Consider the following 16,483-nt stretch of genomic DNA (forward strand, 5'->3'; position numbering starts at 1 on the left):
CAGACTTGCGAACCCAGCCAGCCGGCGGGCCTGCGGACCCCGTCAGCCAACCGGCTTGCGAACCCGGTCAGCCGACAGGCTCTGCACGTCCGGTCAGCCAACAGGCTTGCGTGCCCCGTCAGCCGACAGACTTGCGAACCCGGCCAGCCGGCGGGCCTGCGGACCCCGTCAGCCAACCGGCTTGCGAACCCGGTCAGCCGACAGGCTCTGCGCGTTCGGTCAGCCAACAGGCTTGCGTGCCCCGTCAGCCGACAGACTTGCGAACCCGGCCAGCCAGCGGGCCTGCGGGCCCCGTCAGCCAGCCGGCTTGCGAACCCGGTCAGCCGACAGGCCCTGCGCGTTCGGTCAGCCGACGAGGTTGTCGGCCAGCTCCTCCTCGCCGAGGTTGGCGTCCGTGCCGGGGATGCCGAGGTCCGAGGCCCGCTTGTCGGCCATGGCCAGCAGGCGGCGGATGCGGCCGGCGACCGCGTCCTTGGTCAGCGGCGGGTCGGCGAGGGCGCCCAGCTCCTCCAGCGAGGCCTGCTTGTGCTCCATCCGCAGCCGGCCCGCGGCCGCGAGGTGCTCCGGGACGTCGTCGGCGAGGATCTCCAGGGCCCGCTGGACCCGGGCCCCGGCGGCGACGGCCGCGCGGGCCGAGCGGCGCAGGTTGGCGTCGTCGAAGTTGGCGAGGCGGTTGGCGGTGGCCCGGACCTCGCGGCGCATCCGCCGCTCCTCCCAGGCCAGCACCGAGTCGTGGGCGCCGAGCCGGGTGAGGAGGGCACCGATCGCGTCGCCGTCGCGGACCACGACCCGGTCCACGCCGCGCACCTCGCGGGCCTTGGCGGCGATCGACAGCCGGCGGGCGGCGCCGACCAGGGCGAGCGCGGCCTCGGGGCCCGGGCAGGTGACCTCCAGGGAGGAGGACCGGCCGGGCTCGGTGAGCGAACCGTGCGCCAGGAACGCACCCCGCCAGGCGGCCTCCGCGTCGCAGGTGGCCCCCGAGACCACCTGCGGCGGCAGACCGCGGATCGGCCGGCCCCGCCCGTCGACCAGGCCGGTCTGCCGGGCGAGCTGGTCACCACCCGCGACCACCCGAACGACGTAACGCGAACCGCGGCGCAGCCCGCCGGGCGCCATCACGATCAGCTCGGAACTGTGCCCGAAGATCTCCAGGATGTCCCGCTTGAGCCGGCGCGCCGCATTCGCCGTGTCCAGCTCCGCCTCAATCACGATGCGCCCGCTCACCAGGTGAAGGCCGCCGGCGAACCGCAGGAGGGCGGAGACCTCCGCCTTCCTGCAGCAGGTCCGGGTGACGGGGAGCCGGGAGATCTCGTCCTTCACCGCTGCCGTCATCGCCATGGGCCGATCCTTCCATGCATCCGAAAAATACGGTCGTACGCGGCGGCCAGCTGCTCCGGGTCGTGCCTCGGGGTCCCGTCGGTCCGGGCGACCGGAGCCAGCTCGACCGCGGCGCCGAACCGTTTCGCGGCATCGGTGAGCGAGTCACGGTCGGGCACGGCGGCCTCGTCGGCCAGCACCACGTCCAGGGCGAGTTTAGGGGCGTGTCGTCCCAAAACCTCCAAATGACGCTGCGGTGAGAAGCCCTCGGTTTCCCCGGGCTGCGGCGCGAGGTTCAGGGAGAGCACCCGGCGCGCCTTCGTCTCGACGAGCGCGTCCAGCAGGTCGGGCACGAGCAGGTGCGGGATGACCGAGGAGAACCATGAGCCGGGGCCCAGCACCACCCAGTCCGCGTCCAGGACGGCGTCCACCGCCTCGGGGACGGCCGGCGGGTCGTTCGGCACCAGGTGCACGGACTGCACCTCGCCGGGCGTCAGCGCCACCGTCGCCTGACCCCGCACGGTGTCCACCTCGTCGGGCCGCTCCTGGTCGTGCCCCTTGACCAGGGCCTGGAGCTCCAGCGGCACGGCGGACATGGGCAGCACCCGTCCGTGCGCGCCGAGCAGCTTGCCGACCAGGTCGAGGGCCTGGACGTGGTCGCCGAGCTGCTCCCACAGGGCGACGATCAGCAGATTGCCGACCGCGTGTTCGTGCAGGTCGCCCTGGGACTGGAAGCGATGCTGGATGACGCGGGCCCAGGTCTGGCCCCAGTCGTCGTCGCCGCACAGCGCGGCCAGCGCCTTGCGCAGGTCGCCGGGCGGCAGGACACCCAGCTCGTCACGGAGGCGCCCGCTGGAACCGCCGTCGTCGGCCACGGTGACGACGGCGGTGAGGTCGCCGGTGATCCGGCGCAGTGCGGCCAGCGAGGCGGACAGGCCCATGCCGCCGCCGAGGGCGACGACCTTCGGCTGGGTGCCCCGGCGGCGCGGCTTGCCGCCGCGCGCCTGCTCGGGCCGGGCGGCGCGGGCATCGGCGGGTCTGCCACCGCGCCCTTCGGGCACCACCCGGCGCAGCCTGCTCAGCCGCGGAGTACGTCCTGTCATTCCCGTCCCATGTCCCGGTGGACGACCACCGTCTCCACGCCCTCGGCGGCGAGCCGGGCGGCGAGCTTCTCCGACATGGCCACGGACCGGTGCTTGCCGCCGGTGCAGCCGACGGCGACGGTCACATAGCGCTTGCCCTCCCGACGGTAACCCGCGGCGATCATCTGGAGCAGCTCGGTGTAGCGGTCGAGGAACTCCTTGGCCCCGGGCTGGTTCAGGACGTAGGAGGAGACCTCCTCGTTCAGGCCGGTGAACGGGCGCAGCTCCGGTACCCAGTGCGGGTTGGGCAGGAAGCGCATGTCCACGACCAGGTCGGCGTCGACCGGGAGGCCGTACTTGAAGCCGAAGGACATGACGGTGGCCCGCAGCTCGGGCTCCTCGTCGCCGGCGAACTGGGCGTCCATCTTGGCGCGCAGCTCGTGCACGTTGAGGCTGGAGGTGTCGATCACCAGGTCGGCGTCGCCGCGCAGCTCGCGCAGCAGCTCCCGCTCGGCGGCGATGCCGTCCACGATCCGGCCGTCGCCCTGGAGGGGGTGCGGGCGGCGCACCGACTCGAAGCGGCGCACCAGGGCGTCGTCGGAGGACTCCAGGAAGACGACCCTGCGGGTGACGCCGCGGGCGTCGAGGTCCGCGAGTGATTCGCGGAGGTTGTCGAAGAAGCGCCGGCCGCGGACGTCGACGACGACCGCGATGCGCGCCACGTTGCCCTGCGAGCGGGCGCCGAGCTCCACCATGGTGGGGATCAGCGCGGGCGGCAGGTTGTCGACCACGAACCAGCCGAGGTCCTCCAGACACTTGGCGGCCGTCGAGCGGCCGGCCCCGGACATGCCGGAGATGATCACCAGCTCGGGGATGGCCGCCTCGTGCGCCCCGGCTGTTTCCTTGCCCGTACTCACCTGTGCTCCGTCGTTCTGGCGCGGGTCCGGTCCGGCCGTCCGCGGGTCCGCGTCCTCGCCGGCCGTGCCGTGGGCCTGTTCTCGTCCCGCTGTGGGCTGTGCCTCGTGCTCGGTCATCTCTCCTGCCCCCGTCGTTCGTCCGGGGTACCCGCGGACACGGGCTCCCCCGGGGCATCCGCCGTCGTCTCGGGTGCCCCGTCCTCGTCATCCATGATCTCTCCGGTCGCCGTGTTCACGGCGGGCGCGGCCGGAGTGGCCCGGGCGAGGGCCACGGCGACGGTCTCCGCCGTCTTGCGGCCTATGCCGGGCACCTCGCAGATCTGGTCGATCGTCGCCGACCTGAGCTTCTTCACCGAACCGAAGTGCTTGATCAGCGCCTGCTTGCGGGTCTCCCCCAGTCCGGGCACGTCGTCCAGGGGGCTCGAGCGGAAGCGCTTGGCGCGCTTGGCGCGCTGGTAGGTGATCGCGAAGCGGTGGGCCTCGTCACGGACCCGCTGGAGCAGGTACAGACCCTCGCTGGTGCGGGGCAGGACGACCGGGTCGTCGTCGCCGGGCAGCCATACCTCCTCCAGGCGTTTGGCGAGGCCGCAGACGGCGATGTCGTCGATCCCCAGCTCGTCCAGCGCCCGCTGGGCCGCCGCGACCTGCGGCTGGCCGCCGTCCACGACGACGAGCTGGGGCGGATAGGCGAAGCGCTTGGGGCGGCCGTCGTCGTCCTTGAGGGCGGGGCCGTCCACGAGGGTTTCACCGTCGTCCGGGACGGCCTGGCCGTCCGTGAGCGACCGGCCGTCGGCGCGCCGCTCGGCACCACCTGCTTCCGCCGCGTCCGCGTCCGGGCCGTCGGCCCACTCGCCGGTCTTCTCCTTCTCGGCGAGGTAGCGGCGGAAGCGGCGGGTGATGACCTCGTGCATGGAACGGACGTCGTCCTGTCCCGCGAAGCCCTTGATCTGGAACCGGCGGTATTCGCTCTTCCGGGCCAGCCCGTCCTCGAAGACGACCATGGAGGCCACGACGTCGTCGCCCTGGAGGTGCGAGATGTCGTAGCACTCGATGCGCAGCGGGGCGCTGTCCAGGTCCAGGGCCTCGGCGATCTCCTCCAGCGCGCGCGAGCGCGTGGTCAGGTCGGAGGCGCGCTTGGTCTTGTGCAGGACGAGCGCCTGCTGGGCGTTGCGCTGGACGGTCTCCATCAGTGCCTTCTTGTCGCCGCGCTGCGGGATGCGCAGCGAGACGCCCGAGCCCCGGCGCTCGGCCAGCCACTGCTGGACCGGCTCCACCGGGTCGGGCAGGGCGGGGACCAGGACCTCCTTGGGGACGGCGTCCCCTGTCTCCTCGCCGTAGAGCTGCTGGAGGGCGTGCTCGACGAGGGCGCCGGTGGTGATCTCCTCGACCTTGTCGGTGACCCAGCCGCGCTGGCCGCGCACCCGTCCGCCGCGCACGTGGAAGATCTGGACGGCCGCCTCCAGCTCGTCCTCGGCGACCGCGATCAGGTCGGCGTCGGTCGCGTCGGCGAGCACGACCGCGCTCTTCTCCATGGCCTTTTTCAGGGCGCCGATGTCGTCGCGCAGGCGTGCCGCCCGCTCGTACTCCATGTCCTCGGCCGCGTCGGCCATCTGCCGCTCCAGACGGCGCAGGTAGGTGCCGGTGCGGCCGGCCATGAAGTCGCAGAACTCCTCGGCGAGCTCCCGGTGGTCCTCGGGGGAGATCCGCTCCACGCAGGGCGCGGAGCACTTGCCGATGTAGCCGAGCAGGCAGGGGCGGCCGGTGCGGGCCGCGTTCTTGAAGACTCCGGCGGAGCAGGTGCGCACCGGGAAGACGCGCAGCAGGAGGTCGACCGTGTCGCGGATCGCCCAGGCGTGTCCGTACGGCCCGAAGTAGCGCACGCCCTTCTTCTTGTGGCCGCGCATCACCTGCACGCGCGGGAACTGCTCGTTCATCGTCACCGCGAGGTACGGGTAGCTCTTGTCGTCGCGGTACTTGACGTTGAACCGGGGGTCGTACTCCTTGATCCAGGAGTACTCCAGCTGCAGCGCCTCGACCTCCGTGGACACCACCGTCCACTCCACGGAGGCGGCCGTGGTGACCATGGTGCGGGTGCGGGGGTGCAGGTTCGCCAGGTCCTGGAAGTAGTTCGCCAGGCGCTGGCGCAGGCTCTTCGCCTTTCCGACGTAGATCACCCGGCGGTGCTCGTCACGGAACCTGTACACCCCCGGGGAGTCCGGGATCTCACCCGGCCTGGGGCGGTAGCTGGAGGGGTCGGCCATGACTCACACCCTACTGGCGGGGACCGACACTCCGGCGGGGCTGTGGACGACGGGCCGGGAGACCTGTGGACAACCCTTCGCCGGGGCCTGTGGACACCGTTCGCGGGGGCACGTGGAGGCCCCGGCGCACGGCCGGGGAGAGACGGTCCGGGGCCGGCCGGTCACGCCGGGTGCCCTTGGGACGCCCGGCCCGTGCGTTCTCGGCCAGGAGCGCGTCACGGTCGGGCTCCAGGTGTTGTCGGGACCAGGCCAACACGCTTCAATGCGGGGGGACTCGGGGCCCTGAAGCGCGGCGTACGGATGTGCAGACCCCTGCGCCGCGGCCGGGGGGCGGCCCCGGTCGATCCGCGTCGAACGGTCTGACCAGCCGTCGTGTCCTTCACAGAAAGGCCCCTGCATGCCGCACGCCACCCAGCACCTGGACGTCGCCACCGCGGAACTCGACTCGGCCCTGCGCGGTGGCCCCTTCCACGTGGCCCTGCGCGCCGCGATCGCCGCTCGCGGACTGCCGCTGCAGCGCGTGCAGCACCATCTGTCGCGCCACGGGGTGAAGGTGGGCGTCACGAGCCTCAGCTACTGGCAGCAGGGCGCCCGGCGCCCGCAGCGCCCGGAGTCGCTGCGGGCCGTGCGGGCCCTGGAGGAGATACTCCAGCTCCCCGAGGAGTCGCTGATACGCCTGCTGGCCGAGGCCGAGGAGGACCCTTCGGACCGGCGGCCCGCCGCCCGCTCCTACCGCGCCCACGTGGAGGCCTCCGGCGTCCTGGAGCGGCTGCTGGCCGATCTGGACCATCCCTCGGCGGACGGCGGGGTGCACGTCCTCGGCCACCACGAACGGATCCGGATCGGGGCCCGCCGCGAGCTCGCCGCCCGCGAGTCGCACCACATCGTCCGCGCCCACCGCGACGGCGTCGACCGCTTCGTCGCCGTCCACCACGGCGACCCGGGATGCGCTCCCGCGCGGATGGCCGTCCACGCGCTGGAGAACTGCCGCACGGGACGGGTCCGCACCCACCACGACACCGGTGTGCTGGTGACCGAGCTGCTCTTCGACACGCGTCTGCGGACCGGCGACACCCATCTCTTCCGCTACGGCGTCGAGGACGGCACGGCGGGGGTGAGCCGCGAGTACGTCCGCGGGTTCGGCGCGGCGGGCGGGCAGTACGCCCTCCAGGTGCGGTTCGACGCGGCGGCCCTGCCGGTGCGCTGCCACCGGTTCACGCAGCACTCGCCGGCGGCTCCGCGCGGCGGCCGGCAGGAGCTCGTCCTCAGCGGGCGGCACCATTCGGTGCACCTCGTGGAACCGCGGATGCGGTCGGGATTGCTGGGGATCGGGTGGGACTGGGAGTGATCGGGCGGGACCGGGAGTGAACGGGCGGCCGCGGTCCCGACCGGTCAGGTTCCGGGGCTCGCGACGATCCGGCCCTGCTTCACCTCGACCGGCAGCTCGATGAGCGGCACGGTCGCCGGGGCGTGCAGCACCTCGCCGGTCCGGGCGTCGAACTCGCTGCCGTGACAGGGGCAGACGAGTTTCGTCCCCTCCAGCTTCCTGATGGGGCACCCCGCGTGCGTGCACACCGTGCTGAACGCCTTCAGGGAGCCGTCCTCGGCCCGGCTGACCACCACGTTGTGATCCCGGTCCAGCTTCGTCGCCCCCTTGGCGACCGCCCCGTCCGCGCCGAGGTCGACGGGTGCGGTCGGCCGGGCGGGCGCGGCACCGTCGTCGCCCGGTGAGCAGGCGGCCGCGCCGAGTCCGGCGACGGGCGTGAGGGCCGCCGTACGCAGGACGGTACGGCGGCTCGGGGCGGGACGGCCGGGCATGCGGGCTCCACTGGTCAGAGGGTGTGCAGGGCGACGATATCCGGCGGCCGGGGCCGCGCCGCAGGGTGGGTGGCGCGGACGTGGCGCGGGTCCGGCGGCCCTCGGAGCGGGTCCCGCAAGCGATTGCGCAAGCGTTTACGTGCCCGCTGGGGATGCGGTACGGTCCCGGCCAGTACGCGCGCGGTGCGGTGTGGCGGCCGACGCGCGGCTGTACACGGGAACGGGAAGGGGAGCCGCCGATGGCGACCATGGCCGATGTCGCACGGAGCGCCGGGGTCTCCGTGGCGACCGTCTCGCACGTGCTCAACGACACCCGTCCGGTACTGCCCCACACCCGCCGGGCGGTGCTGGACGCCGTGGAGCGGCTCGGCTACACCCCGAACACCCTCGCCCGCTCCCTGGTGACCTCCCGCACCCGTTCCATCGGGCTCGCGGTGTCGGCGATCAGCAACCCGTACTTCACGGAGATCCTCCAGGGCGTCGAGGCCGCAGCCCTGGAGCACGGCTACGGCCTGCTCATCGCCGATCCGCACGACGACCCCGAACACGAGCGCAAGGCCGTACGGCTGCTGCACGAGCGCCGCGTGGACGGCATGATCGTCGCGCCCTCCGCCGACCCGCGTGATCTCGTCGCCCACCTCGGCCGCCACCGGGTGCCCACCGTGTTCCTCGACCGGGTCGTGGACGTCCCGGACGGCGACGGCGCTCCGCGCTTCGACCAGGTCTGCGCCGAGGGGGCCGAGCCGACGACCCGGCTGGTGACCCATCTCGCCGGGCTCGGCCACCGCGGGATCGGCATGGTGGCGGGCCGGCCGGGGCTCAGCACGACGCGGGAGCGGATCAGCGGGTACCGGCACGGCCTCGCCGCCGCCGGGCTGCCCTTCGACGAGCGGCTCCTGGTCCACGGCGACTCCGAGGCGGCCGGCGGCGAACGGGCCACGGCCGCCCTGCTGTCCCTGCCGGTGCCGCCCACCGCGCTGGTCACCGCCAACAACGCGATGACCATCGGAGCGCTGCGCGCCGTGCGGGACCACGGTCTGTCCGTGCCCGGCGACCTCGCGCTGTGCTGCTTCGACGACTTCCCCTGGGCCGACCTCTTCTCCCCCCGGCTCACGGCCGTGGCGCAGCCCAGCAGGGAGCTCGGCACCCGGGCCGTCCGGCTGCTGCTGGAACGCCTCGCCGAGCCGGACCGGCCCGCCCGGACCGTGCGGTTGCCGTGCGCCTTCGTGCACCGCACCTCGTGCGGCTGCCCCGAGCAGGGCGAGCAGCCCGAGCAAGCCTCCGTAATGGTTCACGAAAGGACACTCCCGTGATCGTCGTCGCCGGTGAGGCCCTGATCGACCTGGTACCGCAGGGCACGGGCGCCCTCGCCGCCCTGCGCCCGGCGCTCGGCGGTGGGCCGTACAACACGGCGGTCGCCCTGGGCCGGCTCGGCTCCCCCGCCGCCTTCTGCTCCCGGGTGTCCCACGACGCCTTCGGCGAGGCATTGCTGGAGCGGCTGCGCGAGACCGGTGTGGACGTCACGCCGGTGCAGCGCGGTGCCGAGCCGACGACCCTCGCCGTGGCCTCGGTGGACGCGGACGGTTCCGCCGCGTACTCCTTCTACGTGGACGGGACCGCGGACCGGCTGTTCGCGGTCCCCGCCGCGCTGCCGTCCGGTACCCGTGCGGTCTCCTTCGGGACCTGCTCGCTGGTGCTGGAACCGGGCGCGAGCGCCTACGAGGAACTGCTGCGGGCGACGGCCGCATGGGGCGTGTTCACGGCGCTGGATCCCAACATCCGGGCCGGCCTGATCCCGGACCCCGACGCCTACCGGGCCCGGTTCAAGAACTGGCTGCCGTCCGTGGACCTGCTGAAACTGTCCGCCGAGGACGCCGAGTGGCTCGGCGGCACGCCCCGGGAATGGCTGGCGGCCGGTCCGGCGGCGGTCGTGGTCACCCGGGGCGGGGCCGGGCTGACGGCGTACACCCGCGACGGGAGCGAGTACGCGGTGCCGGGCGAGCGGGTCGAGGTGGTGGACACGATCGGTGCGGGCGACACGGTGAACGCGGCGCTGCTGCACGGCCTCGCGGTTCGGGACGCGCTCAGTGCGGAGGCGGTGGCCGCGCTGGGGCCGGAGGGCTGGGCGGGGCTGCTGGGCTTCGCCGCCCGCGCCGCGGCGGTCACCTGCTCGCGGGCGGGCGCGGAGCCGCCGTACGCCCACGAGGTGGCCGACTGAACGCCGACGGCACCGGCCGGTACCCTGTCCGGGCCCACGGCTCCTGCCGCGGGCATCAGCCCGTCGGCCGTACCGCCCGCAGGGCCCCGGGACGGCGGCCGTCGAGACGGTCCAGGGCCGCGGCCGTGGCGTCGTCCGGGGGCAGGTGTACGACGATCCGCTGACCCTCCTCGGCCGGTCCGGACGAGCGCCGAGCCGGGCCCCACGGGATCGTCCGTGGGGCCCGGCTCGGCTCCGGTTCAGGCCTTGCTCGTCCGCGTCGTCTTCTTCGCCGCGGCCTTGGTGGCCGTCTTGGCGGTCTTGGCCGCCTTGGTGGCGGGCTTCTTCGCCGCCGTGCCGGTGACCGCCTTGGTGGTGGTCTTCGTGGCGGACGCCTTGGCCGCCACAGTCTTCGCCGCCGCCTTGCGCGGGGCCTTCACCGGGGCCGCGTCGCTGATGCGGTCCGCGCCGAGGATGTCCCGCAGGAACTTGCCGGTGTGGCTGGCGGGCACGGCGGCGACCTGCTCGGGCGTGCCCTCGGCGACCACCAGGCCACCGCCGGCGCCGCCCTCGGGGCCCATGTCGACGACCCAGTCGGCGGTCTTGATCACGTCGAGGTTGTGCTCGATGACGATGACCGAGTTGCCCTTGTCGACCAGGCCGGACAGGACCGTCAACAGCTTGCTGATGTCCTCGAAGTGCAGGCCGGTGGTCGGCTCGTCCAGGACGTAGACCGTGCGCCCGGTGGAGCGGCGCTGCAGCTCGCTGGCGAGCTTGACGCGCTGGGCCTCACCGCCGGAGAGGGTGGTCGCGGACTGGCCGAGCCGGACGTAGCCGAGACCGACGTCCTTGAGAGTCTTCATGTGCCGGGAGATCGCGGGGACCGCCTCGAAGAAGTCCGTGGCCTCCTCGATCGGCATGTTCAGCACGTCGGCGATGGACTTGCCCTTGTAGTGGACCTCCAGGGTCTCCCGGTTGTACCGGGCGCCGTGGCAGACCTCGCACGGGACGTAGACGTCCGGGAGGAAGTTCATCTCGATCTTGATGGTGCCGTCGCCCGCGCAGTTCTCGCAGCGGCCGCCCTTGACGTTGAAGGAGAAGCGGCCGGGCAGGTAGCCGCGGACCTTCGCCTCGGTCGTCTCGGCGAACAGCTTGCGGACGTGATCGAAGACGCCGGTGTACGTCGCCGGGTTGGACCGCGGGGTGCGGCCGATGGGCGACTGGTCGACGTGCACGACCTTGTCGACGAGGTCGTCGCCGTCCACGCGCGTGTGCCGACCGGGCACATTGCGCGCCCCGTTCAGCTCGCGGGCCAGGTGGGTGTACAGGATGTCGTTGACCAGGGTCGACTTGCCGGAACCGGAGACGCCGGTGACGGCCGTGAAGACGCCGAGCGGGAAGGAGACGTCGATGTCCTGGAGGTTGTTCTCGCGGGCTCCGTGCACGGTGAGCTGCCGGGCCGGGTCGCGGGGGCGCCGGATGTCGGGCAGCGGGATGGCCTTGCGGCCGGACAGGTAGAGGCCGGTCTGCGACTCGGCGTTGTCCAGCAGCTCCTTCAGGGAGCCGCTGTGGACCACCTTGCCGCCGTGCTCGCCGGCGCCGGGGCCGATGTCGACGATCCAGTCGGCGACCTTGATGGTGTCCTCGTCGTGCTCGACGACGATGAGGGTGTTGCCCATGTCGCGGAGCCGGACCAGGGTCTCGATCAGCCGGTGGTTGTCGCGCTGGTGCAGGCCGATGGACGGCTCGTCGAGGACGTAGAGCACGCCGACGAGGCCGGAGCCGATCTGGGTGGCCAGGCGGATGCGCTGGGCCTCGCCGCCGGAGAGGGTGCCGGCCGCGCGGTTCAGCGAGAGGTAGTCCAGGCCGACGTCGACCAGGAACCGCAGCCGCTCGTTGACCTCCTTCAGGACGCGCTCGGCGATCTTCTTGTCGCGGGCGTTGAGCTTCAGCTCGCCCAGGAAGTCCGCGCAGTCGCTGATGGACATCGCCGAGACCTCGGCGATCGACTTGCCCATGACGGTGACCGCGAGGACGAGGGGCTTGAGGCGCGTGCCCGCACAGGTGGGGCAGGGCACCTCGCGCATGTAGCCCTCGAAGCGCTCACGGCTGGCGTCGCTCTCGGCCTCGCTGTGCCGGCGCTTGACGAAGGGGATCGCGCCCTCGAAGGCCGTGGTGTACCGGCGCTCGCGGCCGTACCGGTTGCGGTAGCGGACCTCGACCTGGGTCTTGTGGCCGCCCAGCAGGGCCTTGCGGGCGCGCAGCGGCAGACCGGCGAAAGGGATGTCCGTCCGGAAGCCGAGGGCGTCCGCGAGGGCACCGATCAGGCGGCCGAAGTAGTCCTTGGTGTGCCCGTGCGACCAGGGGTGGATGGCGCCCTCGTCGAGGGACTTCTCCTCGTCGGGGACGATCAGCTCCGGGTCGACCTCCATGCGCGTGCCGATGCCGGAGCAGTCGGGACAGGCGCCGAAGGGCGAGTTGAAGGAGAAGGAGCGGGGCTCCAGCTCCTCGAAGGACAGGTCGTCGTACGGGCAGTACAGGTGCTCGGAGTACATGCGCTCGCGCTCGGGGTCGTCCTCGGGGAGGTCGACGAAGTCGAGCACGACCATGCCGCCGGACAGGCCGAGCGCGGTCTCCACGGAGTCGGTGAGCCGGCGCTTGGCGGAGTCCTTCACCGTGAGGCGGTCGACGACCACCTCGATGGTGTGCTTCTCCTGCTTCTTGAGCGTGGGCGGGTTGGACAGCTGGATCGTCTCGCCGTCCACCCGCGCGCGGGAGTAGCCCTTGGTCTGGAGGTCCGAGAAGAGGTCGACGAACTCGCCCTTGCGCTCGCGCACCAGCGGCGACAGCACCTGGAAGCGGCTGCCCTCCGGCAGCTCCAGGACCTTGTCGACGATGGCCTGCGGCGACTGGCGCGAGATCGGCCGGGAGCACTGAGGGCAGTGCGGCTTGCCGATGCGCGCGAAGAGCAGGCGCAGGTAGTCGTAGACCTCGGTGATGGTGCCGACCGTGGAGCGCGGGTTGCGGGAGGTCGACTTCTGGTCGATGGAGACCGCCGGGGAGAGTCCCTCGATGAAGTCGACGTCCGGCTTGTCCATCTGGCCGAGGAACTGCCGGGCGTAGGAGGAGAGCGACTCCACGTAGCGCCGCTGACCCTCGGCGAAGATGGTGTCGAAGGCCAGGGAGGACTTGCCCGACCCGGACAGGCCCGTGAAGACGATGAGCGAGTCACGAGGCAGGTCGAGCGAGACGTTTTTCAGGTTGTGCTCGCGCGCGCCACGGACGATGAGACGGTCGGCCACGCCGGTCCGCACCTTTCTTGAGAGAAGTGACAGGGGCGAGGCCCCCGTCTTTCTCAGACTAGGGGGAGCCACTGACAACGCCGGTCGGATTCACCGGTTGTCAACAAACCCCGACTTCCCAGCATGCCCGACGCCACTTCCGACCATATAGCACGTGCATTCGAATTGCGGGGGTCGTCCACAACCTTCACCCGAAGGTGTGGCGCGGTCTAGGGTCAGCATCATGATTGATCACGCTCATGACCTGGAGTCTGTACGTGACGCTACCGAGCGGCTGCTCGGCGCGGTCGGGAAACTGGACAACGCGTCCGTGACGGAGTCGTCACGGCTTCCCGGCTGGAGCCGTGGCCACGTCCTCGCCCACCTCGCCCGCAACGCGGACGCCCTCGTGAACGTCCTCGAAGGACGCCCCATGTACGTCTCCGGCGAGGCCCGGGACGCCGACATCGAGCGGGACGCGTCGCGCCCCCTCGACGCCCAGCTCGCCGACGTGCGCGAGAGCGCGGCCCGCTTCCAGGACGCCGCCGCCGTCCCCGCGGACTGGTCGCGCACGGTGGAGCTGCGGGGCGGGGTCACCGACTCGGCCTCCCGGCTCCCGTTCCGGCGCTGGGTCGAGGTCGAGCTGCACCACGTGGACCTGGGCATCGGGTACGAGCTGGAGGATCTTCCGGCGGAGTTCACGGAGCGGGAGACCGACTTCCTCGCCGCGCGGTTCGCCGGGCACCCGGACGTGGTGCCCACCCGGCTCACCGACGGCACGCGCGCGTGGCGCACGGGCCGGGAGGCGGAGACTCCCGAGGTGACCGTCACCGGGCACCCGGCCGACCTGCTCGGCTGGCTCGCCGGACGCCGCGCGGGCTCCGCGCTGACGGTGGAGGGCGGTCCGCTGCCGACGCTGCCTCCGCTGTAGCGGCCCCACGGGAGGCGGTCTGCGGGCCGCCTCCCGGCGCTAGGCTGGCCTTCATGACGTACAGCGGAGAGGTCAGGGTCGGCGGACCCGCCGACGTGCACGAGCTCAAAGACCTGATGATCACCAAGGTCGCGGTCGGCCCGATGGACAACAACGCCTACCTGCTGCGCTGCCGGGCCACCGACGAGCAGGTGCTGATCGACGCCGCCAACGACGCGCACACGCTGCTCGGCACGATCGGTGACGACGGCATCGCCTCCGTCGTCACCACCCACCGGCACGGCGACCACTGGCAGGCGCTCGCCGAGGTCGTCGCGGCCACCGGGGCCCGCACCCACGCCGGACGGCACGACGCCGAGGGCATCCCCGTGCCGACCGACGTCCTCCTCGACGACGGCGACACGGTCCGGGTGGGGCAGGTGGAGCTCACGGCACGCCACCTGGTCGGGCACACGCCGGGCTCCATCGTCCTGGTGTACGACGACCCGCATGGGCATCCCCATGTGTTCACCGGGGACTGTCTCTTTCCTGGTGGTGTGGGCAACACCCAGAACGATCCCAAGGCGTTCGCAAGCCTGATGCGGGACGTGGAGACCAAGGTCTTCGACGTGCTCCCGGACGAGACATGGGTCTACCCCGGGCACGGCAAGGACACCACGCTCGGCGCGGAACGGCCGCACCTGCCGGAGTGGCGGGCACGCGGCTGGTGAGCCCGGGCGGCGTGAAGGAGGCCGGCCCCGGCGTCGGGAGGCCGGCCCCGGCGCCTCAGGCCTGGGCCGTCCCCGTCCCGGCCAGCACCGCGATCCGCTCCACGCCGAACACGTACCCCTGCACACCGCACCCCGCGATCACTCCGTCGGCGCGCTGCGACACGTAGGAGTGGTGCCGGAACGCCTCACGCTGGTGGATGTTGGAGATGTGGACCTCCACCACCGGCAGGCCGTCGCAGGTGTTGAGCGCATCCAGGATCGCGACGGAGGTGTGCGAGTAGGCGGCGGGATTGATCACGATCCCGCAGTGGTTCAGCCGGGCCTCGTGGATCCAGTCGACCAGTTCGCCCTCGTGGTTGGACTGCCGGAAGTCCACCGTGCCGCCGTGTGCCGCCGCCGCCTTCACGCACCGTGCCTCGACGTCGGCGAGGGTGTCGGAGCCGTAGATCTCCGGCTGGCGCTGGCCCAGCAGGTTCAGGTTGGGGCCGTTGAGGATCATGATCGGGGCGTTGGCCAGGGTGCGGGGCACGGTTCCTCCGGTCCGTTCGGGTGCGGCGGCCCCCGTACGGGCCGCCGCTCGGACCCCGGTTTATCACGGTGCGCCGGCTGCCCGGCCGGCCCTACCCTCCGTCCATGACGATGATCGAGTACCCGAGCAAGCCGTCGCCCGGCGACCGCGTCGCGGTGATATCGCCCTCCTCCGGACTGCCGGGGCTCTTCCCGCGCCCCTACGAGCTGGGCCTGGAGCGGCTGCGCACGGAGTTCGGCCTGGAGCCCGTCGAGTATCCGGCGACGCGGAAGATGGGATCGACGCCGGCCGAGCGGGCCGCCGACATCCACGCGGCCTTCGCCGACCCGGGGATCAAGGCCGTCATGGCGTCGATCGGCGGCGACGACCAGATCACCGTCCTGCCGCTGCTGGACCGGGAGCTGATCCGGGCCAACCCGAAGCCCTTCTTCGGCCTGAGTGACAACACGAACCTGCTCGCCTACCTGCGCAACACGGGCATCGTCGGTTACCACGGCGCGAGCGTCATGGTGGAGCTGGGACGTCCCGTCGCCATGCACCCGCAGACCGCCGACTCGCTGCGCGCGGCGCTGTTCACCTCCGGTCCGTACGAGCTTCGCCCCGCCGAGCGCTTCAACGCCGTCAACCGCGACTGGGCCGACGCGGCCACCTTCGAGGCGGAACCGTCGATGCGGACCGGGTCGGGCTGGTCCTGGGTGAACGCCGACCGGGTGGTCGAGGGACGGACCTGGGGCGGCTGCCTGGAGATCCTGGCCTGGCTGCTGATGGCCGACCGGGAGGTCGCCCGCGACCCGGCGGAGTACGAGGGCGGCGTGCTGCTCCTGGAGACCTCGGAGGAGATGCCGAGCGCCGCGGAGGTCTTCCGCACCCTGCGCAACATGGGCGAGCGCGGGCTGCTCGGCCGCTTCTCCGCGCTGCTGATGGCCCGCCCGAAGACCTGGTCCTTCGAACGCCCCAACAGCCCCGAGGAGGGCGACCGGTACGCGGCTCAGCAGCGCGAGGCGGTGCTGCGGGCGATGCGGGTCTACGCCCCGGAGGCCACGATCGTCTTCGACGTGGACTTCGGTCACACCGATCCGCAGGTGGTCGTGCCGTACGGGGGGACGGTGCGGGTCGACGGGCCCGCGCGGCGCATCACCGTCACGTACTGACGCTCCCCGCGTTCGGGGGACCGACCGGTGCTAGTGACCTGAGTCGGAGGTTCGTCGTTGGTTGGGTATGAGTCGTCCGGGTCCGAAGATTCCGCCGTTGTCGCTGACTGATACCCAACGGGATGTGCTGGAAGGCTGGGTGCGTCGTCGCTCGACAGCCCAGTCCCTGGCTCAGCGCTCAAGGATCATTCTGCGCCGAGGGGCACTCCATCATGGAAGTGTCACGCCGGCTCGGTGTCACCGCGGACATGGTCCGCACCTGGCGGCGGCGCTTCCTGGAACGTGGTCT

At 72.2% G+C, this 16,483-nt stretch carries 14 protein-coding genes and 1 pseudogene; 7 read left to right on the top strand and 8 right to left on the bottom strand.

The features are described from left to right. Nucleotides 1-345: 345 nt before the first annotated feature. Genes whiA through uvrC form a run of 4 tightly spaced genes read right to left on the bottom strand, consistent with a single transcriptional unit; the run spans nt 346 to nt 5,577 of the window. A complete protein-coding gene (gene whiA, locus KUM03_RS33160; protein WP_217254274.1) occupies nt 346-1,338 on the bottom strand; it encodes a DNA-binding protein WhiA in 993 nt (330 codons plus the stop codon). After that, complete coding sequence (gene yvcK, locus KUM03_RS33165; RefSeq protein WP_217254275.1) at nt 1,329-2,420, bottom strand: uridine diphosphate-N-acetylglucosamine-binding protein YvcK; 1,092 nt, start codon at nt 2,418-2,420, stop codon at nt 1,329-1,331. The genes whiA and yvcK overlap by 10 nt, the downstream gene beginning before the upstream one ends. Further along, nucleotides 2,417-3,433, bottom strand: a complete 1,017-nt coding sequence (rapZ, locus tag KUM03_RS33170) for an RNase adapter RapZ (RefSeq protein WP_217254276.1) — start codon at nt 3,431-3,433, stop codon at nt 2,417-2,419. Before rapZ ends, yvcK begins: the two co-directional genes overlap by 4 nt. Next, a complete protein-coding gene (gene uvrC, locus KUM03_RS33175; RefSeq protein WP_217254277.1) occupies nt 3,430-5,577 on the bottom strand; it encodes an excinuclease ABC subunit UvrC in 2,148 nt (715 codons plus the stop codon). Before uvrC ends, rapZ begins: the two co-directional genes overlap by 4 nt. Before the next feature lie 397 nt (nt 5,578-5,974). Here uvrC and KUM03_RS33180 point away from each other — a divergent pair, with 397 nt between their 5' ends. Beyond that, a complete protein-coding gene (locus KUM03_RS33180; protein WP_217254278.1) occupies nt 5,975-6,925 on the top strand; it encodes a hypothetical protein in 951 nt (316 codons plus the stop codon). 44 nt (nt 6,926-6,969) lie between these two features. Here KUM03_RS33180 and KUM03_RS33185 read toward each other — a convergent pair whose 3' ends face one another. Continuing rightward, on the bottom strand, nt 6,970-7,395 hold the full coding sequence (locus tag KUM03_RS33185) for a Rieske (2Fe-2S) protein (protein WP_217254279.1): 426 nt from the start codon (nt 7,393-7,395) through the stop codon (nt 6,970-6,972). 239 nt (nt 7,396-7,634) lie between these two features. On the opposite strand from KUM03_RS33185, the gene KUM03_RS33190 reads away from it, so the two are divergent. Together KUM03_RS33190 and KUM03_RS33195 are read left to right on the top strand one after the other, a co-directional pair. Continuing rightward, a complete protein-coding gene (locus tag KUM03_RS33190) occupies nt 7,635-8,708 on the top strand; it encodes a LacI family DNA-binding transcriptional regulator (protein ID WP_217254280.1) in 1,074 nt (357 codons plus the stop codon). Further along, nucleotides 8,705-9,613, top strand: a complete 909-nt coding sequence (locus KUM03_RS33195) for a carbohydrate kinase (RefSeq protein WP_217254281.1) — start codon at nt 8,705-8,707, stop codon at nt 9,611-9,613. The genes KUM03_RS33190 and KUM03_RS33195 overlap by 4 nt, the downstream gene beginning before the upstream one ends. 55 nt (nt 9,614-9,668) lie before the next feature. On the opposite strand, the pseudogene KUM03_RS38740 reads toward KUM03_RS33195, so the two are convergent. Both KUM03_RS38740 and uvrA read right to left on the bottom strand, forming a co-directional pair. Beyond that, nucleotides 9,669-9,785: pseudogene (locus KUM03_RS38740) on the bottom strand (transcriptional regulator); the annotation flags it as partial. Nucleotides 9,786-9,852: 67 nt separating this feature from the next. After that, a complete protein-coding gene (uvrA, locus tag KUM03_RS33200) occupies nt 9,853-12,894 on the bottom strand; it encodes an excinuclease ABC subunit UvrA (RefSeq protein ID WP_217254282.1) in 3,042 nt (1,013 codons plus the stop codon). Nucleotides 12,895-13,117: 223 nt separating this feature from the next. Between uvrA and KUM03_RS33205 the strand changes: the two genes are divergently transcribed. Together KUM03_RS33205 and KUM03_RS33210 are read left to right on the top strand one after the other, a co-directional pair. Then, on the top strand, nt 13,118-13,804 hold the full coding sequence (locus KUM03_RS33205; RefSeq protein WP_217254283.1) for a maleylpyruvate isomerase family mycothiol-dependent enzyme: 687 nt from the start codon (nt 13,118-13,120) through the stop codon (nt 13,802-13,804). A 53-nt stretch (nt 13,805-13,857) separates the two neighbouring features. After that, entirely contained in the window at nt 13,858-14,514 is a 657-nt protein-coding gene (locus KUM03_RS33210; RefSeq protein ID WP_217254284.1) for an MBL fold metallo-hydrolase, read from the top strand. Between the two features lie 55 nt (nt 14,515-14,569). Here KUM03_RS33210 and aroQ read toward each other — a convergent pair whose 3' ends face one another. Further along, on the bottom strand, nt 14,570-15,043 hold the full coding sequence (gene aroQ / locus KUM03_RS33215) for a type II 3-dehydroquinate dehydratase (RefSeq protein WP_217254285.1): 474 nt from the start codon (nt 15,041-15,043) through the stop codon (nt 14,570-14,572). Nucleotides 15,044-15,147: 104 nt separating this feature from the next. On the opposite strand from aroQ, the gene KUM03_RS33220 reads away from it, so the two are divergent. Together KUM03_RS33220 and KUM03_RS38745 are read left to right on the top strand one after the other, a co-directional pair. Then, nucleotides 15,148-16,194, top strand: a complete 1,047-nt coding sequence (locus tag KUM03_RS33220; protein ID WP_217254286.1) for a S66 peptidase family protein — start codon at nt 15,148-15,150, stop codon at nt 16,192-16,194. Between the two features lie 212 nt (nt 16,195-16,406). Further along, the coding region (locus KUM03_RS38745; protein ID WP_254400266.1) for a hypothetical protein at nt 16,407-16,483 on the top strand (77 nt) is incomplete at its 3' end.

The sequence above is a fragment of the Streptomyces sp. AC602_WCS936 genome, from assembly GCF_019049125.1.
Classification (GTDB): Bacteria; Actinomycetota; Actinomycetes; order Streptomycetales; family Streptomycetaceae; genus Streptomyces.

Coding starts and splice junctions, on each gene's coding strand:
- whiA (WP_217254274.1), bottom strand. CDS start 1,338: ATGGCGATGACGGCAGCGGTGAAGGACGAGATCTCCCGGCTCCCCGTC.
- yvcK (WP_217254275.1), bottom strand. CDS start 2,420: ATGACAGGACGTACTCCGCGGCTGAGCAGGCTGCGCCGGGTGGTGCCC.
- rapZ (WP_217254276.1), bottom strand. CDS start 3,433: ATGACCGAGCACGAGGCACAGCCCACAGCGGGACGAGAACAGGCCCAC.
- uvrC (WP_217254277.1), bottom strand. CDS start 5,577: ATGGCCGACCCCTCCAGCTACCGCCCCAGGCCGGGTGAGATCCCGGAC.
- KUM03_RS33180 (WP_217254278.1), top strand. CDS start 5,975: ATGCCGCACGCCACCCAGCACCTGGACGTCGCCACCGCGGAACTCGAC.
- KUM03_RS33185 (WP_217254279.1), bottom strand. CDS start 7,395: ATGCCCGGCCGTCCCGCCCCGAGCCGCCGTACCGTCCTGCGTACGGCG.
- KUM03_RS33190 (WP_217254280.1), top strand. CDS start 7,635: ATGGCGACCATGGCCGATGTCGCACGGAGCGCCGGGGTCTCCGTGGCG.
- KUM03_RS33205 (WP_217254283.1), top strand. CDS start 13,118: ATGATTGATCACGCTCATGACCTGGAGTCTGTACGTGACGCTACCGAG.
- KUM03_RS33210 (WP_217254284.1), top strand. CDS start 13,858: ATGACGTACAGCGGAGAGGTCAGGGTCGGCGGACCCGCCGACGTGCAC.
- KUM03_RS33220 (WP_217254286.1), top strand. CDS start 15,148: ATGACGATGATCGAGTACCCGAGCAAGCCGTCGCCCGGCGACCGCGTC.